The 19,769-nt window shown below is 45.5% G+C and carries 14 protein-coding genes; 9 read left to right on the plus strand and 5 right to left on the minus strand.

Annotated elements, in window-relative coordinates:
• Positions 1-6: 6 nt before the first annotated feature.
• From QMG91_RS07120 to QMG91_RS07135, 4 genes are all read right to left on the minus strand, one after another.
• Positions 7-1,626, minus strand: coding sequence for a methyl-accepting chemotaxis protein (locus QMG91_RS07120; RefSeq protein ID WP_281829953.1), 1,620 nt, complete (start codon positions 1,624-1,626; stop codon positions 7-9).
• Between the two features lie 139 nt (positions 1,627-1,765).
• On the minus strand, positions 1,766-2,953 hold the full coding sequence (locus QMG91_RS07125; protein WP_281870210.1) for an EAL domain-containing response regulator: 1,188 nt from the start codon (positions 2,951-2,953) through the stop codon (positions 1,766-1,768).
• 14 nt (positions 2,954-2,967) lie between these two features.
• Positions 2,968-4,260, minus strand: coding sequence for a response regulator (locus tag QMG91_RS07130; RefSeq protein WP_281829957.1), 1,293 nt, complete (start codon positions 4,258-4,260; stop codon positions 2,968-2,970).
• Complete coding sequence (locus tag QMG91_RS07135) at positions 4,257-8,666, minus strand: ATP-binding protein (RefSeq protein ID WP_281829959.1); 4,410 nt, start codon at positions 8,664-8,666, stop codon at positions 4,257-4,259. The genes QMG91_RS07130 and QMG91_RS07135 overlap by 4 nt, the downstream gene beginning before the upstream one ends.
• An 872-nt stretch (positions 8,667-9,538) precedes the next feature.
• Here QMG91_RS07135 and QMG91_RS07140 point away from each other — a divergent pair.
• From QMG91_RS07140 to QMG91_RS07175, 8 genes are all read left to right on the plus strand, one after another.
• A complete protein-coding gene (locus tag QMG91_RS07140; protein WP_004399766.1) occupies positions 9,539-10,135 on the plus strand; it encodes a GTP cyclohydrolase II in 597 nt (198 codons plus the stop codon).
• A 162-nt stretch (positions 10,136-10,297) separates the two neighbouring features.
• On the plus strand, positions 10,298-11,557 hold the full coding sequence (locus QMG91_RS07145) for an imelysin family protein (protein WP_004399767.1): 1,260 nt from the start codon (positions 10,298-10,300) through the stop codon (positions 11,555-11,557).
• A gap of 66 nt (positions 11,558-11,623) precedes the next feature.
• Positions 11,624-13,009, plus strand: coding sequence for a di-heme oxidoreductase family protein (locus QMG91_RS07150; protein ID WP_281829962.1), 1,386 nt, complete (start codon positions 11,624-11,626; stop codon positions 13,007-13,009).
• Between the two features lie 12 nt (positions 13,010-13,021).
• Complete coding sequence (locus QMG91_RS07155; RefSeq protein ID WP_281829964.1) at positions 13,022-14,089, plus strand: imelysin family protein; 1,068 nt, start codon at positions 13,022-13,024, stop codon at positions 14,087-14,089.
• Positions 14,070-15,161 carry a DUF1513 domain-containing protein gene (locus tag QMG91_RS07160; protein ID WP_281829966.1) on the plus strand — a complete coding sequence of 364 codons (1,092 nt, stop codon included), beginning with the start codon at positions 14,070-14,072 and terminating at the stop codon, positions 15,159-15,161. The genes QMG91_RS07155 and QMG91_RS07160 overlap by 20 nt, the downstream gene beginning before the upstream one ends.
• A 108-nt stretch (positions 15,162-15,269) precedes the next feature.
• The gene (locus tag QMG91_RS07165; RefSeq protein ID WP_281829968.1) at positions 15,270-16,856 is read left to right on the plus strand and encodes a L,D-transpeptidase family protein; all 1,587 of its coding nucleotides are present in this window, start codon (positions 15,270-15,272) and stop codon (positions 16,854-16,856) included.
• A 111-nt stretch (positions 16,857-16,967) separates the two neighbouring features.
• Entirely contained in the window at positions 16,968-17,519 is a 552-nt protein-coding gene (locus QMG91_RS07170) for a DUF882 domain-containing protein (RefSeq protein ID WP_004402081.1), read from the plus strand.
• Between the two features lie 91 nt (positions 17,520-17,610).
• Positions 17,611-18,264 carry an MBL fold metallo-hydrolase gene (locus QMG91_RS07175; protein ID WP_223094179.1) on the plus strand — a complete coding sequence of 218 codons (654 nt, stop codon included), beginning with the start codon at positions 17,611-17,613 and terminating at the stop codon, positions 18,262-18,264.
• Positions 18,265-18,289: 25 nt separating this feature from the next.
• Here the strand turns inward: QMG91_RS07175 and QMG91_RS07180 are convergent, their stop codons facing one another.
• Positions 18,290-18,970, minus strand: a complete 681-nt coding sequence (locus QMG91_RS07180) for a DUF2982 domain-containing protein (protein ID WP_022550955.1) — start codon at positions 18,968-18,970, stop codon at positions 18,290-18,292.
• A 199-nt stretch (positions 18,971-19,169) separates the two neighbouring features.
• On the opposite strand from QMG91_RS07180, the gene QMG91_RS07185 reads away from it, so the two are divergent.
• Entirely contained in the window at positions 19,170-19,538 is a 369-nt protein-coding gene (locus QMG91_RS07185) for a MarR family transcriptional regulator (RefSeq protein WP_004402084.1), read from the plus strand.
• The last annotated feature ends 231 nt before the right edge of the window (positions 19,539-19,769 follow it).

Here is a 19,769-nt window from a genome sequence, read left to right on the forward strand (position 1 = left end):
AAGAGGTTAGACTTTGAATTGAGAAGTAGATTGGCTCAATTGAGAGACAATATGGCTTAGCTCGTTACTGAGCGATTCAAGTTCACTGGTTGATTGTGAAACTTGCTGGGAGCAGGCATTGAAATCGTCCAATCTCTGCTGAATATTACTGGATGTCTGATGCTGCAATTCCGTCGCCTGAGCAATCTGCTTATTCACCTGAGTGATACTGGCGACCTGAGTCGTGATTTCAGAAAGGCTTTGCCCGGCTTCTCTGGCGTTGGTGACACCCAGAGCGGAGCTTTCTAGCCCCTGAGACATAGCATCAACTGCACTATGAGCTTCGTTCTGCAGTTCTATAAGCAGAGTGTTGATCTCTGTCGCTGAGCTTTGAGTGTTGCTTGCCAGCACTCGAACTTCATCAGCGACAACGGCAAAACCGCGTCCGTGCTCACCTGCTCGCGCCGCTTCTATCGCCGCGTTGAGAGCGAGTAAGTTGGTTTGTTCGGCAACGTTTTGAATGGTGCTCAGGATAGAGCCAACGTTGTTTGTGTTTGCTTCCAGGTCTGAAATTTTAGATGCGGTATCGCGAATCTTCTCTGCCAGTTGCTCTATCTGGCTGGACGTCCTGGTCACTATGTCAGCCCCTTGTTCCGCTTTTAAATTCGCGGTCTGAGCTTGCCCGTCTGCCTGCGCAGCGAACTCGACAACACGCTCAATGGACTTCAGCATGTCATTGATCGAATGGGTGACATCTTCTATCTGAGATTGCTGCTGGTTGTTTAAGTCCAGAGTGTTTTGAGCGCTGAATTCCATTCGGTTAGAGACCTTTTCAAGCATCTGGCTGCTGTCTAATGTGCTCTTGATGATAAGTTGCAGCTTCTCGATAAACTGATTTACGCGTTCAACCAGTTTCGAAATTTCATCCTTTCCTGCGTACTCAATCCGCGCTGTTAAATCACCATTACCGCTGGCGATCTCTTTCATTTTTTCGGTCACTAGCGCGATAGAACGGGTAATAGAATGCTGAATGGCGAAAGACGTCATACACAGAACCACCATTAAGATGCCTCCAATTAACCAGGATATGGAGGAGGCATGGCTTGCGGAAGATTCTGATTCTTGAATGGTTGCAACAACTTGGTTGCGGATGCTTTCGCGCAGCTTATCGGATTGATGAGTCAGCGTTTTTAGCGTTTCATCGTTGGCTTTTGCCCGGCGACTAAGCTCTTCAAATGTTCCATTGAGCTCAATAAAATCGACGCTTAGCTGTCTTGCCTGAGACGAATACTGGCTCAGGCTAGCCTGAAGTGTTGTAAAGTCAGAACGGTATTCTGGCAGAACCGACGCGCCTTTCTGCGTTTCCCCAATCAGGGTAAGGGTCAGTTCTTCTGCCGTGCTCAGGGCGCTTTCATCTTCCAGCACTACAGCAGAATCGAACTGCTGCTTTAGGCTTGGTAACAGAGAGTTCAGCTTGACGGCGCTTTCAAGAGCTGGGTAGTAATGTTTTTCTAGTGTGTTCAGACGTTCACTGCTTTCAGAATGAATGCTGACATTCACTGAAATGATAGAAAACAGACTTGCTGCAACCACCAGTAGCAGCAAGATAAACTGGCTTCGGATAGAGATGTATCGGGACAGTAGCATGACTTAGACTTACTTATTGGTTGATCACATCGGACCATTTTGACTGTCAGTCATTCTATCTTGTCTGGCTCATTACACTGAGCGGTTACATTAAACAATCATCTGACGTTGTTTAGATTCACCAGATAAATATCTTAACTTAGATTAAATTCTCGGTGATTATTCTTTCTTTCCAGTTGCTATGCCATTGCTCTAGTTCCGTTACAGGCATAGGTCTGGCTACAAAAAAGCCTTGTGCGAGCCCATTTACCTCAGACAAACTTTGCATGGTGGCCCATAGTTTTTGGTCCTCAATCCCTTCCGCAACGGTATCAAATCCCAGTTTTTCTGCCAGAAACAGACTGGCTTCCACGATGGCTCTGGAGGAACGGTTGTGGTTCACGTTTTTAACGAAATCCACGTCTAGCTTCAGTTCTGAAAAAGGGAGGTCTTCCAGTAACTTAAGAGAAGAATATCCCGTCCCAAAATCGTCAATTGCCAGTGTGATCCCTTTCATACAGATTCGAGTGGCGGAAGCCAGTGCGCGACCAAGATTCTGCACCACATCGGACTCGGTCAGTTCCAACCGGACGTGAGTTGGGGAGAGAGTGTTGCTTTCTATAAGCTGCAAAAGGTGGTTCGTGAATTGTTCATTCATTAACTCATTGGCGGTAATATTGAATGCGAAACGGCGAAACTCGGTATAAGGCAAGTCTCTGATTGCCTGATTCAGAGTTTGAAGGGCAACCGTAGGCAGCAAGCCCAATTGCTGAACCTTATCTAAGAAGAAAAATGGGGAAAGCACACCATAATCGGGATGATTCCAGCGGATGAGCGTTTCGCTTTCCTGCCAGTCACCCGTTTTAAAGTTGACGAGTGGTTGGTAATAAAGCTCAAATTCATGATTTTCCACCGCCTGACGGATTTGCGCCTCGGTGACCTCTATCTGAGAAGAAGCTGAACTCGTACTTAAAGAGGCAGTCTGGTTCAAAAGGTTAGCCAGCTTTTCGGTTGTTACTGGCTTTTCCATCTGCCCAATCAAATTGAGACCATACTGGATGCACATTTTGTTTGCCGCGTTAATCACCATTTCATTTTGCGCGCTGGAGATGATCACATCACCGCGGTAGTTTTGTTCTCCCAGTTTTTGTAAAAGCTCCACACCATCCATAGTTGGCATGTTGAGGTCGCAGATAAGCAAGTTTGGATGATGCTTACCAATGTATTCCAAAGCCTCAGTACCGCAGGAAACGGACGAGATGTGGTTAAGACCAGCTTTTTCCAATTGGAGATGTAAGAATTTTCTCTGGAAATCATGGTCTTCGATTATTAATACGTGTCTATCCATACTGACTCCTACAACTATGCAAGCTGGATGGCTTCTTCTTTAGAGTGCTTATTGATCGCTTGCATAATCATCAGCCTTTTAAAAAAGCATAAGACCTTTTTGCTGTTATGGTTAATGCGTTGATGCGTTTTGTTGGTTTCATTGTCATTAGGTGAATGAGCAAGAAGATCGGCTAGGTATAGGTTGGCTAACGGAGAATGTTCCAGCAGTGGAGAACTCAACAAGCTGTTGAGAGATTTGTCATCTTTCTCTCCCATTTTATGCTTACTCCAGGTGACAAACAGGGTTTTGTAAACGTCGGAAAATCGGTTGTTGACAGCTAAAGGTGTGGAATCCCATAGGAGTTTTGCCTTGTTCCAATTGCCTTTCGCCAGCAAAGAACAAAGCAGAAGTTTGTGTTCTTCATCGAACCAAAGATCCTGAGTTATTGCTGCTTTGATCTTGGAAAGGGTTGCCGAGTCTAATAAACCCGGTTTCTGATGAGTCAGCCACAACGCAGATGACAGGGCGTTTGAATCAGGAGATTTTTCCTCAGCCAGAGAGACCAGCTTGGTTCTGATTTCCTTAACTTTTCCCTGTGCCAGCAAAATAGCCAGTTCCAGCGGGAAATATTCGGCTGCCTGAATGCCACTCTTTTGTTTAATTTCGGTGAGAACATCATTCGCCCGACTGACTTGCTGGTCTTGCAACAAAAGAAATGCATAACCCAGCCCTAACTTGGGAGTGGGGTGTGATTTGTAGAAAGCCTGAAGAACCATTAAACGATGCTGCAGGGTGGCTTTCTCGTTGCTCGCAAATTGCTCTATTACGTGAGCGACCTTTTTAGGTGATGACGTGGAGCGCAGTGACGTCATAAACCCGTTGATGCCAGACCGATGGTATTCCTCGCAAGCGCGAGCACTCAGTGTCTGTATCTCCAGATTAGTCTGTATGCTGGCGGTGAGTGAGTCCATCCTAAGTGGTTTAACAATATACGAATTGGGGCGATATTGTGAAAACCTCTGAACCACAAGCGAAGAATTGTCCGCAGTTGCCACGATGATAATGGTATGGGATTGTCTGAGTTGCTGAATGTGTAGCGCTTTAAGAAAGTCTAGACCACTTGCACCTTCACCAAGATTTTGGTCGATGATGACGACATCAAAATCGTGAGCTTTGCAGAGCTGTAATCCTCGTTTTGCGGTCGCACACATGAAGATGTTTTCTGCCTGAAACCCCAATTTCAATATCATGATCCTTGAAGTACCCCGAATCAGTTCGCAGTCATCGATAAGCAGGACTTTTTTATTTGAGATTGAGTTCATCATGCAAGTTCACTTTCATTGAGCCTATCGGTGAGCGAGCTCACCTCTGAAAACAGTTCTGAGTACAGGTGTTCATCTTCTTTGTCTGCGGCCTCTTCAAATCGAGCAAGAGCTTCAGAAAGCGGCTGGCATTCGAGCATTCTGGCTGCTCCTTTCATTCTGTGTGTTACCTGTTTGATGTCGGCGTGGCTATTGCGAGACAAGACGGAGTTCAGTTCGTCCATATCTTTGTTCTGACTGGTAATAAACTCTTTAATGATCTGCTTGGCGATCTCCATATCCCCGAAAATGTCACATACTTTCTGTACGTCAATCATCTCTGATGGGCCGTTATCTGACTGCAAAGCCAAAGTGTGTTCAGGCTCGGTACTTTCTTGAAGTTCCGTATCTGAAAAATCTAAGAATCCGAAATCAAGCTCAGGTTCTTCTTCATTTCCCCTCTGCTCTAAATCGGTATTGGGCGGGTCAATCACTGGTGGAAGTAGCCTTGCAATGGCTTCATCCATTACAGGCATCTTGGTCGGTTTAGACAGGAAGTCATCCATACCAAGCTCTAGGCACTTTTCTCTTTCGCCCTGAATGGCGTTGGCGGTTAACGCGATGATCGGTGTGCGGATCAGGCTTTCCTGACTTTCAAGTTTTCTAATGGCTTTGGTTAAGGCATACCCATCCATTTCCGGCATATGGCAATCTGTGATGATCAGACCATAGTTTTGCTTTTGGAATGCATCATAAGCTTCTTTACCGTCGACAAAGATATCTGCGTGATAACCGAGCTGCTTAAGCTGGCTGGCGATGACCTGTCGATTGATCGGGTGGTCTTCGGCAATCAGAATTAAGCGACCAGAATGAATTGCTTCGTCTCGTGTTTGAAGAGGGGCGCTGTCTTCAATATTCTCGATCACCAAATCAGCATCGTTTCGTGCCGGATCAGAATCTATACAATGCTTAAGCTGAGATGGAATAATCGGGTTCGAAGACAGTAACCAATGGTTGTCTTGCGGAGTAGGGGAGAGCATCCCTTTATCCGAAAGCACTAAGCAACGGACATTACTGTGATGAGCCTTCCACCACTCTTCCGTTAACTGGAGTTGGTTGTAATCAACGTCTGAAATAAACAGCAAATCACATTGATGTTTGCTGATTAAGAAATCCAGCTTATCTCGGCTATGGGTTTCTCCACGGCTGGCGGTTATGTTCCAGTTTTCAAGGTAAGTACACAGCTCTTCTGACTGGAAGAAGTCGTTGATAATCAACCCCTGGAGTGGCGATTTATCCAGTTCTTCAGCACGTTCGATGACATCAACAGGCAGCATGACCTTAAACTGCGAACCAGACCCGATCTGACTGCTGACGGCAATGTCTCCACCCATCTGGTTGATGAGCTGCTTACTGATGGTTAACCCAAGCCCGGAGCCGCCAAATTTGCGAGTAGTGCCTTCATCCGCCTGAACAAAAGGTTGAAACAACCCTTTGAGCGAATCTTTTTCAATCCCGATCCCGCTGTCGATCACGCGCATCATGATGGTTTGTTTTTGATCGGATTCTTCGACCAAACTGACGGAGAGTCTTACGGTTCCATGCTCTGTGAATTTCACCGCATTATTGAGGAGATTATTCAGAACTTGTCCCAGCCGGACTTCGTCGATGCTAATCAGATAAGCAAGGGCAGGGTCTAGCCATAGTGCGAATTTCAACCCTTTTGCCTGTGCATGTCTGGCCTGCAACTGAGTGATACGAATGATCAGCGACTCAAAAACGCAGGGCTGTGGGCTCAACGTGAGTTTCCCTGCTTCTATTTTTGAAAAGTCCAGAATGTCATTCACAATGTGCAGCAGGTTATTTGCCGATTGCGAAAGGCTGGTGTGAATCTTCTCTACTTCATCCACAACTGAGTACTGCTCGCACAGTTCCAGCAGGCTGATAATGCCGCCAATTGGAGTACGGATCTCATGGCTCATATTCGCCAGAAATCGCGATTTTGCCTCTGTGGCTGAAATGGCTTTCTGACGGGCTTCTCTTAGTTCCTTTTGCTGTTGTTTTAGCTCGGTAATGTCGGTGAGAACCGTGTTCCAGATATAGCTGTCTTCTGTCTCAGTGATTTTGCTCTGAATGTGTAACCACTTTTCTTCGCCATCAATGACTAAGCCAACATCTTGCGACATAAAGCCTTCGTCCAGCGCATGACGCACACATTTGATCAGCTCTTTTTTGTCCTTCTGCCTCATTGGGCTGAAAAAAGTGCGCGGAGATACCATCAACTGTTCAGATTCAATGCCGATCAGATCTGAGATTCCGGCGCTAACAAAAGTAAATTGTATGGAATGGAGGTTTTGCTTGCTCTGAGTGTGTTGAAGTACCGCGCCGATAACATTATCAGCCAGTTTCTGAACCCTTTGCTCGGCATCTTTCGCGCGTTTTCGCGTTAAATGAAGTTCAGTAATGTCGTCCAAAATGGTGACTGTGCCGTCGATCTGATGATCAGGCGTGACATAAGGGCATTTCCAGTAAGCGTAATGTTTCTCGGCGCCATCAATGATCACTTCATTCTCTAAGCGTGGAAGAGAGTAACCACTCAGAATGAGGTTGTCTTCATCCTTGTTGTTAACCAGAGATTCCGTGAGATAATTCAGGTACTTAAGATCGCTTGCGGCTTTGTTTGTGCTCTGGATGATGCCGTTGGCATCCCGAACCACGATAGGGAAGGGGATTGCATCAAGAAGAGAGCGTTCGTAATTGACTCGCTTTTTCAGATCTTCTTCGGCTTTTTTACGGTTGAATACTTCTTTCTTTAGTTTCCAGTTCCATGCCATTATCACCAAGATGATAAAGCCAGCGATGCCCGCGACGGACAGTAATCCGTATAACACGTCACGTGTTTTCACTCCACTTTCGTAGTTTGCGTTACGCCACTTTTTCTGAATTTCCTGAATACGGCTTGGTGGAATAGCACTGAGTGCTTTATTGATGATGTTGATAAGAAGCTGCTGGTCGTGCTCAACCGAAAAAGAGACGGGTACTTCACTCTCTTTATTCAGCAGGCTTACCACGCGCAATTGCCCCGCATACTGGCTTTGCAGCTTAGGGGAAGCAATAAACAGTGACATCACAGCATTGTCTATCTGTTTGTTGTCCAGCGCATCTAATACTTCGTCGTCGGTTTTGAATGGTTTGATGGTACAGGTCGGGCAATACTCGCGAATGACATCGACTCCAACGGTATCGTCAACAGTACCTATCGTGGCTCCATCAAGCTCCGAGAACATCAGTCCCGCTGTGTAATTTTCGCTTCGTCCTATGACCACCCAAGGCTCCTGCATGTAGGGACGAGAGAACAGGTGATCGGCGTACTTTTCTTGTTTGATGCTGGCAGCAGCGTGAATCAGAGGTTTGGTATTGGAATGGTGGTAGTTCAGTTCATCTTCATTCAGTGTTTGCAGATTGAAGTAATCCCATTTCAGCCCGGTAATCAGGGCAATCTCCTGAAGAATCTCTGCTGATATCCCCTGATGACCTAGGTTGGCTGAATAAAAATCAATAGGTTTCGAATTCCCTCTCGTGACTACCAGCACACTGGGGTGGGTTCCAAGCCATTTCTGTTCAGCTTCTGTCAGAGCTAAAGTATCGTTCTGTACTAATAGAAAGCGTTCTTGTGTTTCATCCAGCCAGTTTTTAAGTATTTCCTTATAGCGGGTACTGCGGCGAAAGCTGTTGATGGCTCGGTTAAATTCTTCAACTAACTGGGTGTTAGTGGATTTAGTCGCCAGAAAATGACTTTGAACAGGCAAATCATCAAACAGAGAAATAGAAAGAAAATCGGCGTAAGGACCGGTTTGCAACTGCTGATAAAGCATTAAGCCATCGCCAACCGTCGCGTCAGAGACTTCCATTGCCACTTTGTAGATGGCATCGCTAACGGATTCGGATGGTAAAAGGCGGGAAGCTGGATACAAATCTTTCAGGTAGGATTCATTACCAAACTGCCTCACATACGACAGAACCCGACCATTTAGCTCATGATAGAAGCCAATTTGTTCGTGAGACAATCCAATCTGACGCGAAGAAACAATAGGGTTGGTGAATGACAGTGCCACGTCCCGATAATTTGCCCCGTGAGCAGTGATGGCATCCACTTCTTCCTTTAACAACGCGTCGTATAGATCCGTGGCGTTGTCGTACGGGACAAAATGTATGTTGCGGTTAACGTAGAACTGAAATTCGTTAATGATACTGGGCAAGAGTCCAGTTACTTCACCCTTCTTCACTGTAGAGTAGGGGGCAAAGTCTTCTTTCAATACACCAATATTAACGGTGTAGGAATATCGCTTCTCTTCTGTTTGTTCGGCATTTATTGGCAAGCTCAAGACCAATATGCTGAACAGAGATAGGATGTATGTGACGAATTTCATTTTTATTCTCAGTAATCGCAATCGATTAAAGTTTAAAAAAAATGAAACAGGTTCGATATTTACCCGGTTAAACAAGGTGTTAACTTTGTTTAGTTTTCAAAACAATATCAATGATGAATATAGAAGGGTCAGGAGGGATCCAATGCATAACTTCTTGATAAGCTCTATGTTTTATTATTTAGCTCAATTATAATTGCTTTCATAACATTTTTGTTGTCAATGTAATCGATAGCAACGCTTTTTTGATGGTTGTAAAGCTGTAAGGTTATGAAGTTTTTGCTTTTTTCTTTATTAGCTCAGTGTGGCGCTTGGATTTTTGTGACATTAAGCCAGAAAAACTGCTAAACGTGGCTTGTACTGTATAATAAATGTTACTATCATTCTTATAAATTATTGTAGTTATATAGAAAAAACGCTTCTCACCAAGGGACGATGTTTGTGGAACCAACAATCTCCAATTTACGGCAAATCTTTCAAAATAAGATTCACAATGCGGCTGTTACGCAATCTCCGTGCTCAGGTTCTGCAACCACTTTATCAGTGTTAACAAAAGAAGAACTGTCTGAACTCGAAAATCTATGGGTTCAGCTTATTTTGTGGCAGAAGGAACAGCACTGAATCGAGGCGTTACAACTCCGACTCTTGAAAGCTCGCATTTAGCGAGCTTTTCTTTTTTCAGGCGCTAGCAAACGGGCTTGAGCCCTCTTTGAATTAAATGTTACATTATAACAATTGTGTACTAGAGACGGATCGAGTGATCGCTTGATTATCCTATCTCGTATCCCCATCTAGTAGTCAGAGCACCTCTGTCATACAATGTATAGAGCTAATATAAAAGTGCAGTAAAGCGCTTAATTCAAATGGGAAGGGTTATGGCGGAAGTACGAGCCAGAATAGAGCTAAAAGTTGGTTCCAAAAGTCACATCGATGCAGAATTATTGTCTTTTCATGGATTGAAAACAGACAAAGAGCACGTCGCAGTCATTTTCAAATCAGCAGATAAAACCGGGGAAACACCACTAGTTCGAATGCACTCTGAGTGCCTAACTGGCGATGTTTTCCATTCTTCGCGTTGTGATTGTGGTGAGCAATTGGATGAAACGATTGAGAAGATGGGTGAATACGGCGGAATTCTTCTTTACCTTCGGCAGGAAGGGCGTGGCATTGGCCTGTACAACAAGATCGACGCTTACCGCTTGCAAAGCGAAGGCATGAACACCTATGAGGCCAATAATCATCTGGGATTTGGTGATGACCTTCGTGACTTCACCGAAGCTGCACAAATGCTTAAAGCATTGAATGTGCCTAAGATTCGCCTGATCACTAACAACCCTAAAAAGATCAAAGAGCTTCAGGAACACGGCATTGAGATTGAAGAAGTGGTTAATACCCACGCTCATATCAAGAATGGAAACGAGAGCTACCTAAAAGCCAAAGTCTCCCATGGTAAGCACCTGTTAGATTTGTGATAGATTTATTATTTATTTGAATAAAACCCCACGATTGTGGGGTTTTTTTGTTTTTGTTGCTTGTATTTAAATTGTAAATTTGTATGATCGCAATCAAGGTGCAAATGATAATAATTAGCACTATTACTACAGATAATATTTCGCTCAACAAGGACGATTTCCATGATTTCAAAACGTTTCGTTGCTCGTGCCGTGGCAGCTTCACTCCTCGTGACTAGCGCAGCCTCTTTCGCAGCAGTAACCAAAAGCCAAGTCGTAACCCACTATGCCGATCTTGCTCACGCAGTATTTTCTGATGCAACTTATACGGCTAAGAAACTTGACAAATCCATTGACCAGTTCCTCGCTAACCCTTCTAAAACCTCTTTGGAATCTGTTCGTCAAGCTTGGATTGATTCTCGTGTACCTTACCAGCAGACGGAAGTTTTCCGTTTTGGTAATGCCATCGTTGACGACTGGGAAGGTCAGCTGAACGCATGGCCACTTGATGAAGGTTTGATTGATTACGTATCTTCTGATTACCAGTACGAACTGGGTAACGAAGGTGCACAGGCTAACATCGTAGCAAACAGCAAAATCCAGGTGGGCTCTCAGGTTGTAGATGCAAGCCAGATTACCCCTCAACTGATTGCAGACCTGAATGAAATTGGTGGTTCAGAAGCAAACGTTGCTTCCGGTTACCACGCCATTGAGTTCCTCCTGTGGGGACAAGATCTGAATGGCACAAACTCGGGTGCGGGTGAGCGTTCATACACAGACTTTATTGATGGTTCAGGCTGTACCAATGGCAACTGTGACCGTCGCCGTGAATACCTGAAAGCCGCGTCTCAACTTCTTATCCAAGATCTAGAGTGGATGGAAGGTCAGTGGGCGCCAAGTCAGGCGGGCAACTACCGTACAGAACTGTTGTCTGAATCTGCTAATAACGGCCTGCGTAAAATGCTGTTCGGAATGGGTTCACTTTCTCTGGGTGAGCTTGCCGGTGAGCGTATGAAAGTAGCACTTGAAGCCAACTCTACGGAAGATGAGCACGATTGCTTCTCTGACAACACTCACAACTCTCACTACTACAACGAACAAGGTATCTACAACGTATTTACTGGTCTGTACAAGCGTGAGAATGGTCAGCTTCTATCTGGTCCTAGCATCTACGACTTAGTAGAGCAGAAAGACAAACAAGCAGCTAAAGAAATTCAGAAGCAGTTTGACCGCGCTCGTGCGCAGGTTGGTCAGCTAGTTGTATCTGCTGAGAAAAACAATCAGCATTTTGATCAGCTGATTGCTGCGAATAACTCTCAAGGTAATGCTTTGGTGAATGACACCATTATGTCGCTTGTCGCACAAACTGGCTCAATTGAGCGTGCAGCGAGCATCATTGGTATTGATAGCCTGAACCCAGACACTGCTGACCACGAGTTTTAATCGCATAAAAATATAATAAAATCCAAGGGCTCTTTATGAGCCCTTTTTACACTTGAGAAGCCAAGAATGAAGCCGTTTCTAATACCTACCATTGTTTCAAGCCTAATCGCAACGAGCGTCTATGCGTACGATACCAAGTCGGGTGGTAACACCAGTGTGAAGAAAGATGGTTCGAATGCCTTTTCTTTACCTGCCAACAACCTGCCCATGACATCGCGTTTAGATTTCAGTGTCGGTAACAGTTTTTTCCGTAATCCCTGGGTTCAGGCACCTGCGTCAACCGATGCGAGAGACGGCCTTGGACCACTGTTTAATACCAACGGTTGTCAAAACTGTCATATCAAAGATGGGCGAGGGCATCCCCCAGAAGAGGGCGACGAGCACGCGGTATCCATGCTGGTCAGGTTAAGCATTCCAGCCATGACGCCTGAGCAGAAGAAAGCCTTCATTATGAATGGCGTTATCCCTGAACCAACGTACGGCGGTCAGCTTCAGGATTTCGCTCTCCCAGATGCCAAGCCAGAAGGCAAAGTGAATATTACTTATTCTGATGTGGTGGTTACTTTTAAAGACGGCGAACAGGTAACACTTCGTAAGCCTAACTTGACGATCACAAATTTGAACTACGGAGAGATGCACCCGGACACTCAATTCTCGGCACGTGTGGCGCCACCCATGATAGGGCTTGGATTGCTGGAAGCCATTCCTGAAGAAACCATTCTTGCCATGGCAGATCCTGAAGATAAAAACAAAGATGGCATTTCCGGAAAAGTGAACCGGGTCTGGGATGTTCAGGCAGAAGGCTTTGCGCTTGGTCGATTCGGATGGAAAGCAGGTCAACCTAACCTGATGCAGCAAAATGCCGCAGCATTCAACGGCGATTTGGGACTGACCAGCGCACTGTTTCCAGTCGAGAACTGTACTGAAAACCAATCCATCTGTAATGACCTTCCTCACGGTGGCAAACCGGAAGTGAGCGAAAAGATTTTAAACTTTGTTGAATTCTACTCTCAGCACCTTGCCGTTCCAATTCGTCGTAATACCCGAGACCCTCAGGTTCAGCTGGGTCAGGCCAAGTTTGCTGAAGCGGGTTGCCAGTCTTGTCATGCCGTGAACATTAAAACAGCGAAAAATGATCGCTTACCTGCACTATCAGAGCAGATTATTCACCCTTATTCGGATATGTTATTGCATGATATGGGCGAAGGGCTTGCCGACAACCGTCCAGAGTATCTGGCAAATGGTCGTGAATGGCGTACTCAGCCACTTTGGGGGCTGGGTTACACCAAAGAAGTGAATGGTCACACGAACTTGCTGCACGACGGAAGAGCACGTAACGTTCTGGAAGCCGTGCTTTGGCATGGTGGTGAGGCAAAACCCGCGCAAGAGAATGTATTGAACATGTCCAAAAAAGAGCGAGAGGCGCTGGTGGCGTTTCTTAACTCGCTGTAACAGGAGCCACGTATGAAGAAAACGTTAAGCCTTTGCCTCCTGGCTCTGGTCGGCTGTCAGTCGAACGATGCACAAATGCCACAGGAAATTGCCGTTCAAAGTGGTGGTGAATTACCTGAAAACAAGCAATATGCCAACCTTCACATCAGTGAAGCGGTGTATGATGTTGAGAAAGAAGCCGCATTTCTATTGCTTGCGGAAGCGCAGCAACAGGCGTTAATTTGGCAGCAATACTGTGGTTCGGAAGATCTTACAGAGGACTCACTGAAGTCAGCGTGGCACAGCACCATGCTCCGTTGGATGGCGCTTCAGGGGCAAGAACGTGGTCCTGAAAATGCGTTAAAAGAAAGCTGGAACATGCAATTCTGGCCAGATAAGAAAAACACCACGGGTCGGAAAATGTCGACGCTGGTTAAAGCCGATAAAGCATGGTCCGCCAATGAGTTATCGCAAATGAGCGTTACGGTTCAGGGGCTAGGCTCAATGGAATGGCTTCTGTATGACAAGGCGTCTCCTATCCATAAAGACAAGATCAAGGCTTGTGATAGCGGGTTGGCTATCAGCCAGAATATCGCAGACAAATCCGATAACATTGCTGACGCTTGGCAGGCAAACCCGTGGAAAACTCTGGACGAGAAGAAATGGCGCACCGAGTACCTTAGCCTGTTGTCTAATCAGCTTGAGTACAGCATGAAGAAAATGAGCCGCCCTCTGGCGAAAGTTGGGAAACCTCGTCCTTACTTTGCCGAATCATGGCGCTCTGAAACCTCCCTCTCGAACTTAAAAGCCAATGTTGAAGCCATGAAAGCGCTTTATATAGCGCTTGGTTACGGGCTAGATAAAGAGCTGAGAGACAGAGGACGTATTCAGCTAGCAGACAGCATTGTGGAGCAATTTGATTTAACGTTGGATACGTGGCCAGAAGAGTCCAGCATGTTTGCCATGCTGAAATCGAAAGAAGGCTACAGAAACGTATTAGCGCAGTTCAACAAGCTTGAGCATTTGAAATATCTCATCCATGAAGAGGTCGCAATCGAATTGGGTGTCGTCGTAGGGTTTAATGCAACAGATGGTGACTGATCAAACAAGAAGAAGGCTGCTTAAAGCAGCCTTATTTGGCGCTTCAGCGCCTTTTTTACCTTTTGGGTGCGCTTCCACTTCTAGCCAGCAAAAAACGCCAGCTCTGATTGGTTGCTCCATTCTGGGTCGGGATAAGTTCTTTGCAACGGTTGCCGATATCAACGGTAACCCCATCCATCAACTCACTTTGCCTGCCCGTGGACATGGCGTTGCCATTCACCGCGCTGGAAGTGCGGCAGTGGCATTCGGCCGCAGACCGGGGACATTTTTCCAACCGTTTGATTTCGTTAGCGGCGCAGCAAAACCCATCGTTTCATCGGGTCCTAATCGTCATTTTTACGGTCACGGTGTTTATTCTCCGGATGGTCGCTTGCTTTATGCGACAGAGGGGGAAAGAGGAACAAGCCGTGGGATTATCGGTGTATACGACGTTCAAAACGGCTACCAGAAAATAGAGGAATTCACCGGGTTTGGGCTGGGTCCTCACGAGGTCATCATGCTTCCAAGTGGTGATCTGGCGATAGGAGTCGGTGGTGTTCATACCAATGGAAGAACACCGATGAACCTCGAAACCATGTCTCCAACTCTGACATATTTGTCCTCTACCGGAAAAGTATTGGAACAAGTGTCGCTTTCCGACAATAAACTGAGTATTCGCCATCTTGCACATAATGGCCAAGGTATGGTTTTCTGTGGTCAGCAATATCGCGGATCGCCAGACGATTATCCAGCACTGTTAGCTGCTCACCAAATGGGGAAACCAATGGTCGAGTTCAAAGCTGAACCGGAACAATGGGCAAGATTCAATCATTACATTGCTAGCATCGCCGCCACAGGGGATTGGGTGCTTGCTACTTCTCCACGGGGAAATAGTTATGGTATCTGGCAATTATCTACGGGTGAACTGCTGGAAATTGAATCTCTGCCTGATGCGTCAGGTGTTGTTGTGAATGATAATTCTTTCAAAATTAGCTCAGGTGTGGGAAGGGTGGTTTCCCATTCTTTGGCTGGAGTTGAAAAAAAATATTCATCAGGTATTCATTGGGATAACCACTGGTCGGCGATAATCTAATAAACGATACAAGTTTTTGCTGCAATTTTTGCCATACTTTAGGAATACATTTATTAGTAACTATGATCCAGGGAGCGGGCTATGAGGTTAAGGAAATACTTTTATTTCATGATCATAGCTATGCTTCCACTGGTTTCCAACGCTAACAGTTACTACGCCACAACCTGGGTGAATAGCTCAACACCAGCTCATACACCTCTGGCTCACCAACCTGTCATTACTGCGCTTTATCACGAGTATCAATATCAGCCTATCTGGTTTCAGTACGACGCGATTGAAGCCTTCGAAACGCAGCTTGAGCACCTTGCTCTGTCTGACGTGAGTGAGCTTTTCTATAAACGTTTGATGGCGCTAAAAGAAGCCAGATATCACAATCGATGGCAAGAATATGATGTGCTGGCGACAGACACCTTGTTGAGTTACATCAGCTATACCGAGCTTTCTCAGTCTATGGGGAAGGGCTGGTTTTTTGGTGGACGAGTTCCAGCCATGCTGCCCACTCCATCAGGTTCTAGCTTTGAGACTTTTTATAACGCAGTAATGTCCGACTCCTTGGTTGAATACATTGAAGGGTTGAAACCTCAATCGCCGCTGTATTCTGATTATGTAACCGCCATCTATGAGCTGAAACCCTGGCTAAACGTCTATTTGAGCGATTACAGCCAGAAAAAGCGCTTCACTCGCAAAGGAGATGTACTGTCACACAAACGGGTGCTGCTTAATCGCCTGCAGGTGCTAGGTTATGACGTGTCGGCGGTGAATGCCGATGACAAAACCTACGATAAACCTCTGGACGATTTGGTTCGTCAGTTTCAGGTTCAGCATGGTCTGGACGCAGATGGCATTATCGGTCCGAAAACCATTAAGTGGATCAATGCTTCTATTGAAGAACGTTTAAGACTTGTCGCTTTGAATGCGCAAAGGCTACGTATCTGGCCATTGCAGCGCGACCAGATTGTTCTGGTGAATGTACCGCAGTACTCGATGTCTTACTGGCTAGATGGTAAAGAAGCGTTTTCTTCAGACGTGATTGTAGGGCGTCCATCAAGGAAAACACCGCTCATTGATACCAGAATGGATTCGGTGATTGTGAATCCAAGCTGGAATGTGCCAAGGAAAATCATGGTGAAAGACATTCTTCCCAAAGCGATTGAGGAAGAAACTTACCTTCAGGAACACAATTACGAAATTGTTGAAAGCTGGCATAACCGGACTCTGGTCGACCCACAGGATATCGACTGGCAAACCATTGACCCAGACAGCTTTCCGTACCGAATCCGACAAACTTCAGGACCATACAACGCACTTGGCAAATACAAGTTCAATACGCCAAATAAGAATGCCATTTTTCTCCACGATACACCGGCGAAGTCGCTGTTCACCAAGGCGAGAAGGGCATTCAGTTCTGGTTGTATCCGAATTGAATCTGCCGAGGGTTTTGCCAATCTGCTTTTAACCAGCAACTCTAAGCTGCGTCCAAGTCATCAAGAGAGAATCAGCCGTGAAGAAACGGTTGCTGTGGCACTGAAACAACGCATTCCTGTTTCTATTATTTATCAAACGGTTTGGACAGAAAGAGGGCAGGTGCAATACCGAAGCGACATCTACAAATACGATCAACTGAGTCGTAGTTCAAATTTTGACGCGAAACTTACAAATTTGATCAATCTGGATAAAAATCTTTCTGCTCAATAACTAACCATACCTTTGGCACTATTCCGTCAATAATTTGAGCTGATGACTAATTGACGCTTGTACGGAATCTGGTTACTGTCGCGACTTTGGAAACCGCGCCAGACCGTTCAGATGACAACCAAAGAAATCTCGAGAAGACACTTCCTCCGTAATACCGCCGTTCTTGGCACTTTTGTCTCATTGCCTTTTTCTCCTTCAGTTTTTGCAACTTATGCAAACCAGCCGAGAACGTTGCAGTTCAACAATCTGCACACCGGAGAGATTCTGGAGTCCTGTTATTTTGATGGTCAGAGATACGTAGGAAGCGAACTCGCACGTCTTAATCATCTGTGCCGGGATCACCGCCGCAATGAAGTGTATTCGATGGACGCGGCACTATTCGACCAAATCAATTCCATTCAGGGCTTAATTGGCAGCGATGCAGAAGTTCAGATCATCTCTGGTTATCGCTCTCCTGCCACTAATAAGGCGTTACGAGCCAAATCCAAGGCTGTGGCGAAAAAGAGCTACCACATGCTTGGCAAAGCCATCGACTTTCGACTGGATGGCGTCAAACTGTCTGAAGTGAAAAAGGCAGCCTTATCTCTCAAAGCGGGTGGCGTAGGCTATTACCCAAAAAGTAATTTTATTCATATAGATACGGGACCTGTCCGAAACTGGTAGTCTGGGTCTGTTCCCCGTACCTAATGGCTTGTAAAACTAGGGGGCAAATGTCATAGTTCCCGCAGTTTAAAATGAATACGGGATAGTTTTTATGAGCCTTCAATACAGAGTCGTGCCGGTGACTTCATTTCAGCAGAACTGCTCAATTGTCTGGTGTGATGAGACCATGGACGCGATTGTGGTCGATCCGGGTGGTGACGTACCTAAACTGGAAGCCACAATCAAAGAACTTGGCGTTAAAGTTGTGAATGTCGTGCTGACGCACGGGCATCTTGACCATGTTGGTGGCGCAGAAGAACTGGCTAATGCACACAGTGTCGACATTATCGGTCCTCATAAAGCCGATAACTTCTGGCTTCAGGGGTTAGAAGGGCAGAGCCAGATGTTTGGATTTCCTCTTACAGAAGCGTTTGAACCAAAACAGTGGTTAGATGAAGGTGACGTTGTCACTTTTGGTAATGAAGTACTGAACGTTTACTTCACACCAGGTCATAGCCCAGGCCATGTCATCTTGTTCAATGAATCATCTAAAACCGCATTTGTGGGCGATGTTCTTTTTAATGGTGGTATCGGAAGAACCGATTTCCCGCAAGGGGATTTCAATACACTTATCCAGTCCATCAAGCAAAAACTCTGGCCGCTTGGTAACGATGTGCATTTCATTCCTGGTCACGGTCCGGAGTCTACATTCGGGCATGAACGCGCTTCTAACCCGTTTGTGGCTGACGAAATGCCTCTTTACTAGGTCAACAGACCCTAGGTTTAGCTAACTAATTGATTAAATCTTCTTTGTCGGCTGCCGCGAGAAATCGTCTTGCCAGGCCGACAAATTCATCTCCGCTTCTGTCCAAATCGGACGTCGAAATAAAAATATCGTAACCAAAATTTTCTCTCTGGTAAGCCATTCGGTTCGCCAGCATGGCTTGCAGACCTGTGTACTGCTCACCGTTACTCGATTCGTAAGGCTTTGAGTCCAACACGATGTCTTCAAAAGGAATGTTCTTCTTATCCATCTGCTTTAGACCCAGATAAAGAAGGGATCGTTGCTCCAGAAGTATTTGTGTGCTGATTCTGGGGCAGATATTGTCGAGGTAAGGTTCGTAGTCTTTAAGCTTAATGCCGATCCACGGAATGGGTTGATGCCATCCTTCCTGAGAGTACGTACAGACGCCAATATGACTGATGTTATTCCACCTCACTACCCAGCCCCCTTTAAACATATGCTGCTGAAAGTGTGTGGCTGTGAGGGTAAATGACACCTTACTCTTCTCGATAAGAAAATGCGTGACCACAAAAAAGGCAATCAAACCAAACAGAGAGAGTAGCGCCTGTTGGATCCCAGGAGAGAGTATAAGAAGAAAGAAGGCAATCAGACACGCCAAGCCCATGACCAATCTTCCTGTTGGAGATTGATAACTGAATGGTATGTTTGTCATGTGAATCGTATTCATTGTGGTGCAATTCCTATGCATCTCCGAGGAGAAAGTGCATTCCTTGTTTCTGTATAAAATATAGCCTTTGAAAGGCTCTTCCCCCATTTTTACGTTGAAAGTGACCGTTAGGCTACAAATCAGTGTCAGTTTTTGGTATAACTCGCGCTTCAAATTTTTCACCACTGCGCGGTATAGCAGTGAAATGGAGAAAAACTCAATGAGACTCGCTCACAAACGTAAAGTGCAGGCTAAACTGCAAAAACGCATCAAAGCGACTTTAAATGTGGCTAAAGCAGCTCCTGAAGCCAAAAAACCTGCTGCTAAAAAAGCCGTTGAAGCAAAAGTGGAAAAGCCAGCACCGAAAGCGCAAACCACTGTTAGCTTAACGCCAAAACAACAAAGCGTTCTAGACATCGTAGCTAAGAACCCTGAAGGCATTAACCCTAAAGGTATCGGTCTGGAAGCTGGTCAGGAAGACGCAAAAGCGGCTTCTTGGGCAACCGGCGCTCTTAAAAAACTGCTAGAAGAAAACTTAGTAGTTAAAGAGCAACTGGCAGGCAACAAGGTTGTGTACAAGCCAGTATAATTCGATTAAGAATCGTGAAGGAGCCCCAATTTTTGGGGCTTTTTTACGTTTTATAACTCTAACATTTTAACTTTTCTCAAGAACTAGTTCTTACGTATAAATCGCTTCTCAATTTACGTTTTTATTTCACAATACTTTGTAATTTAACACTTCAATAATTTTTCAATTGAATATCCTACGTATTAGTACGTAAAACTAAAGTCTAATACAGGGTGGGTGTAAAGAAATACG

Source organism: Vibrio nigripulchritudo (genome assembly GCF_027924785.1).
Taxonomy (GTDB): Bacteria; Pseudomonadota; Gammaproteobacteria; order Enterobacterales; family Vibrionaceae; genus Vibrio; species Vibrio nigripulchritudo.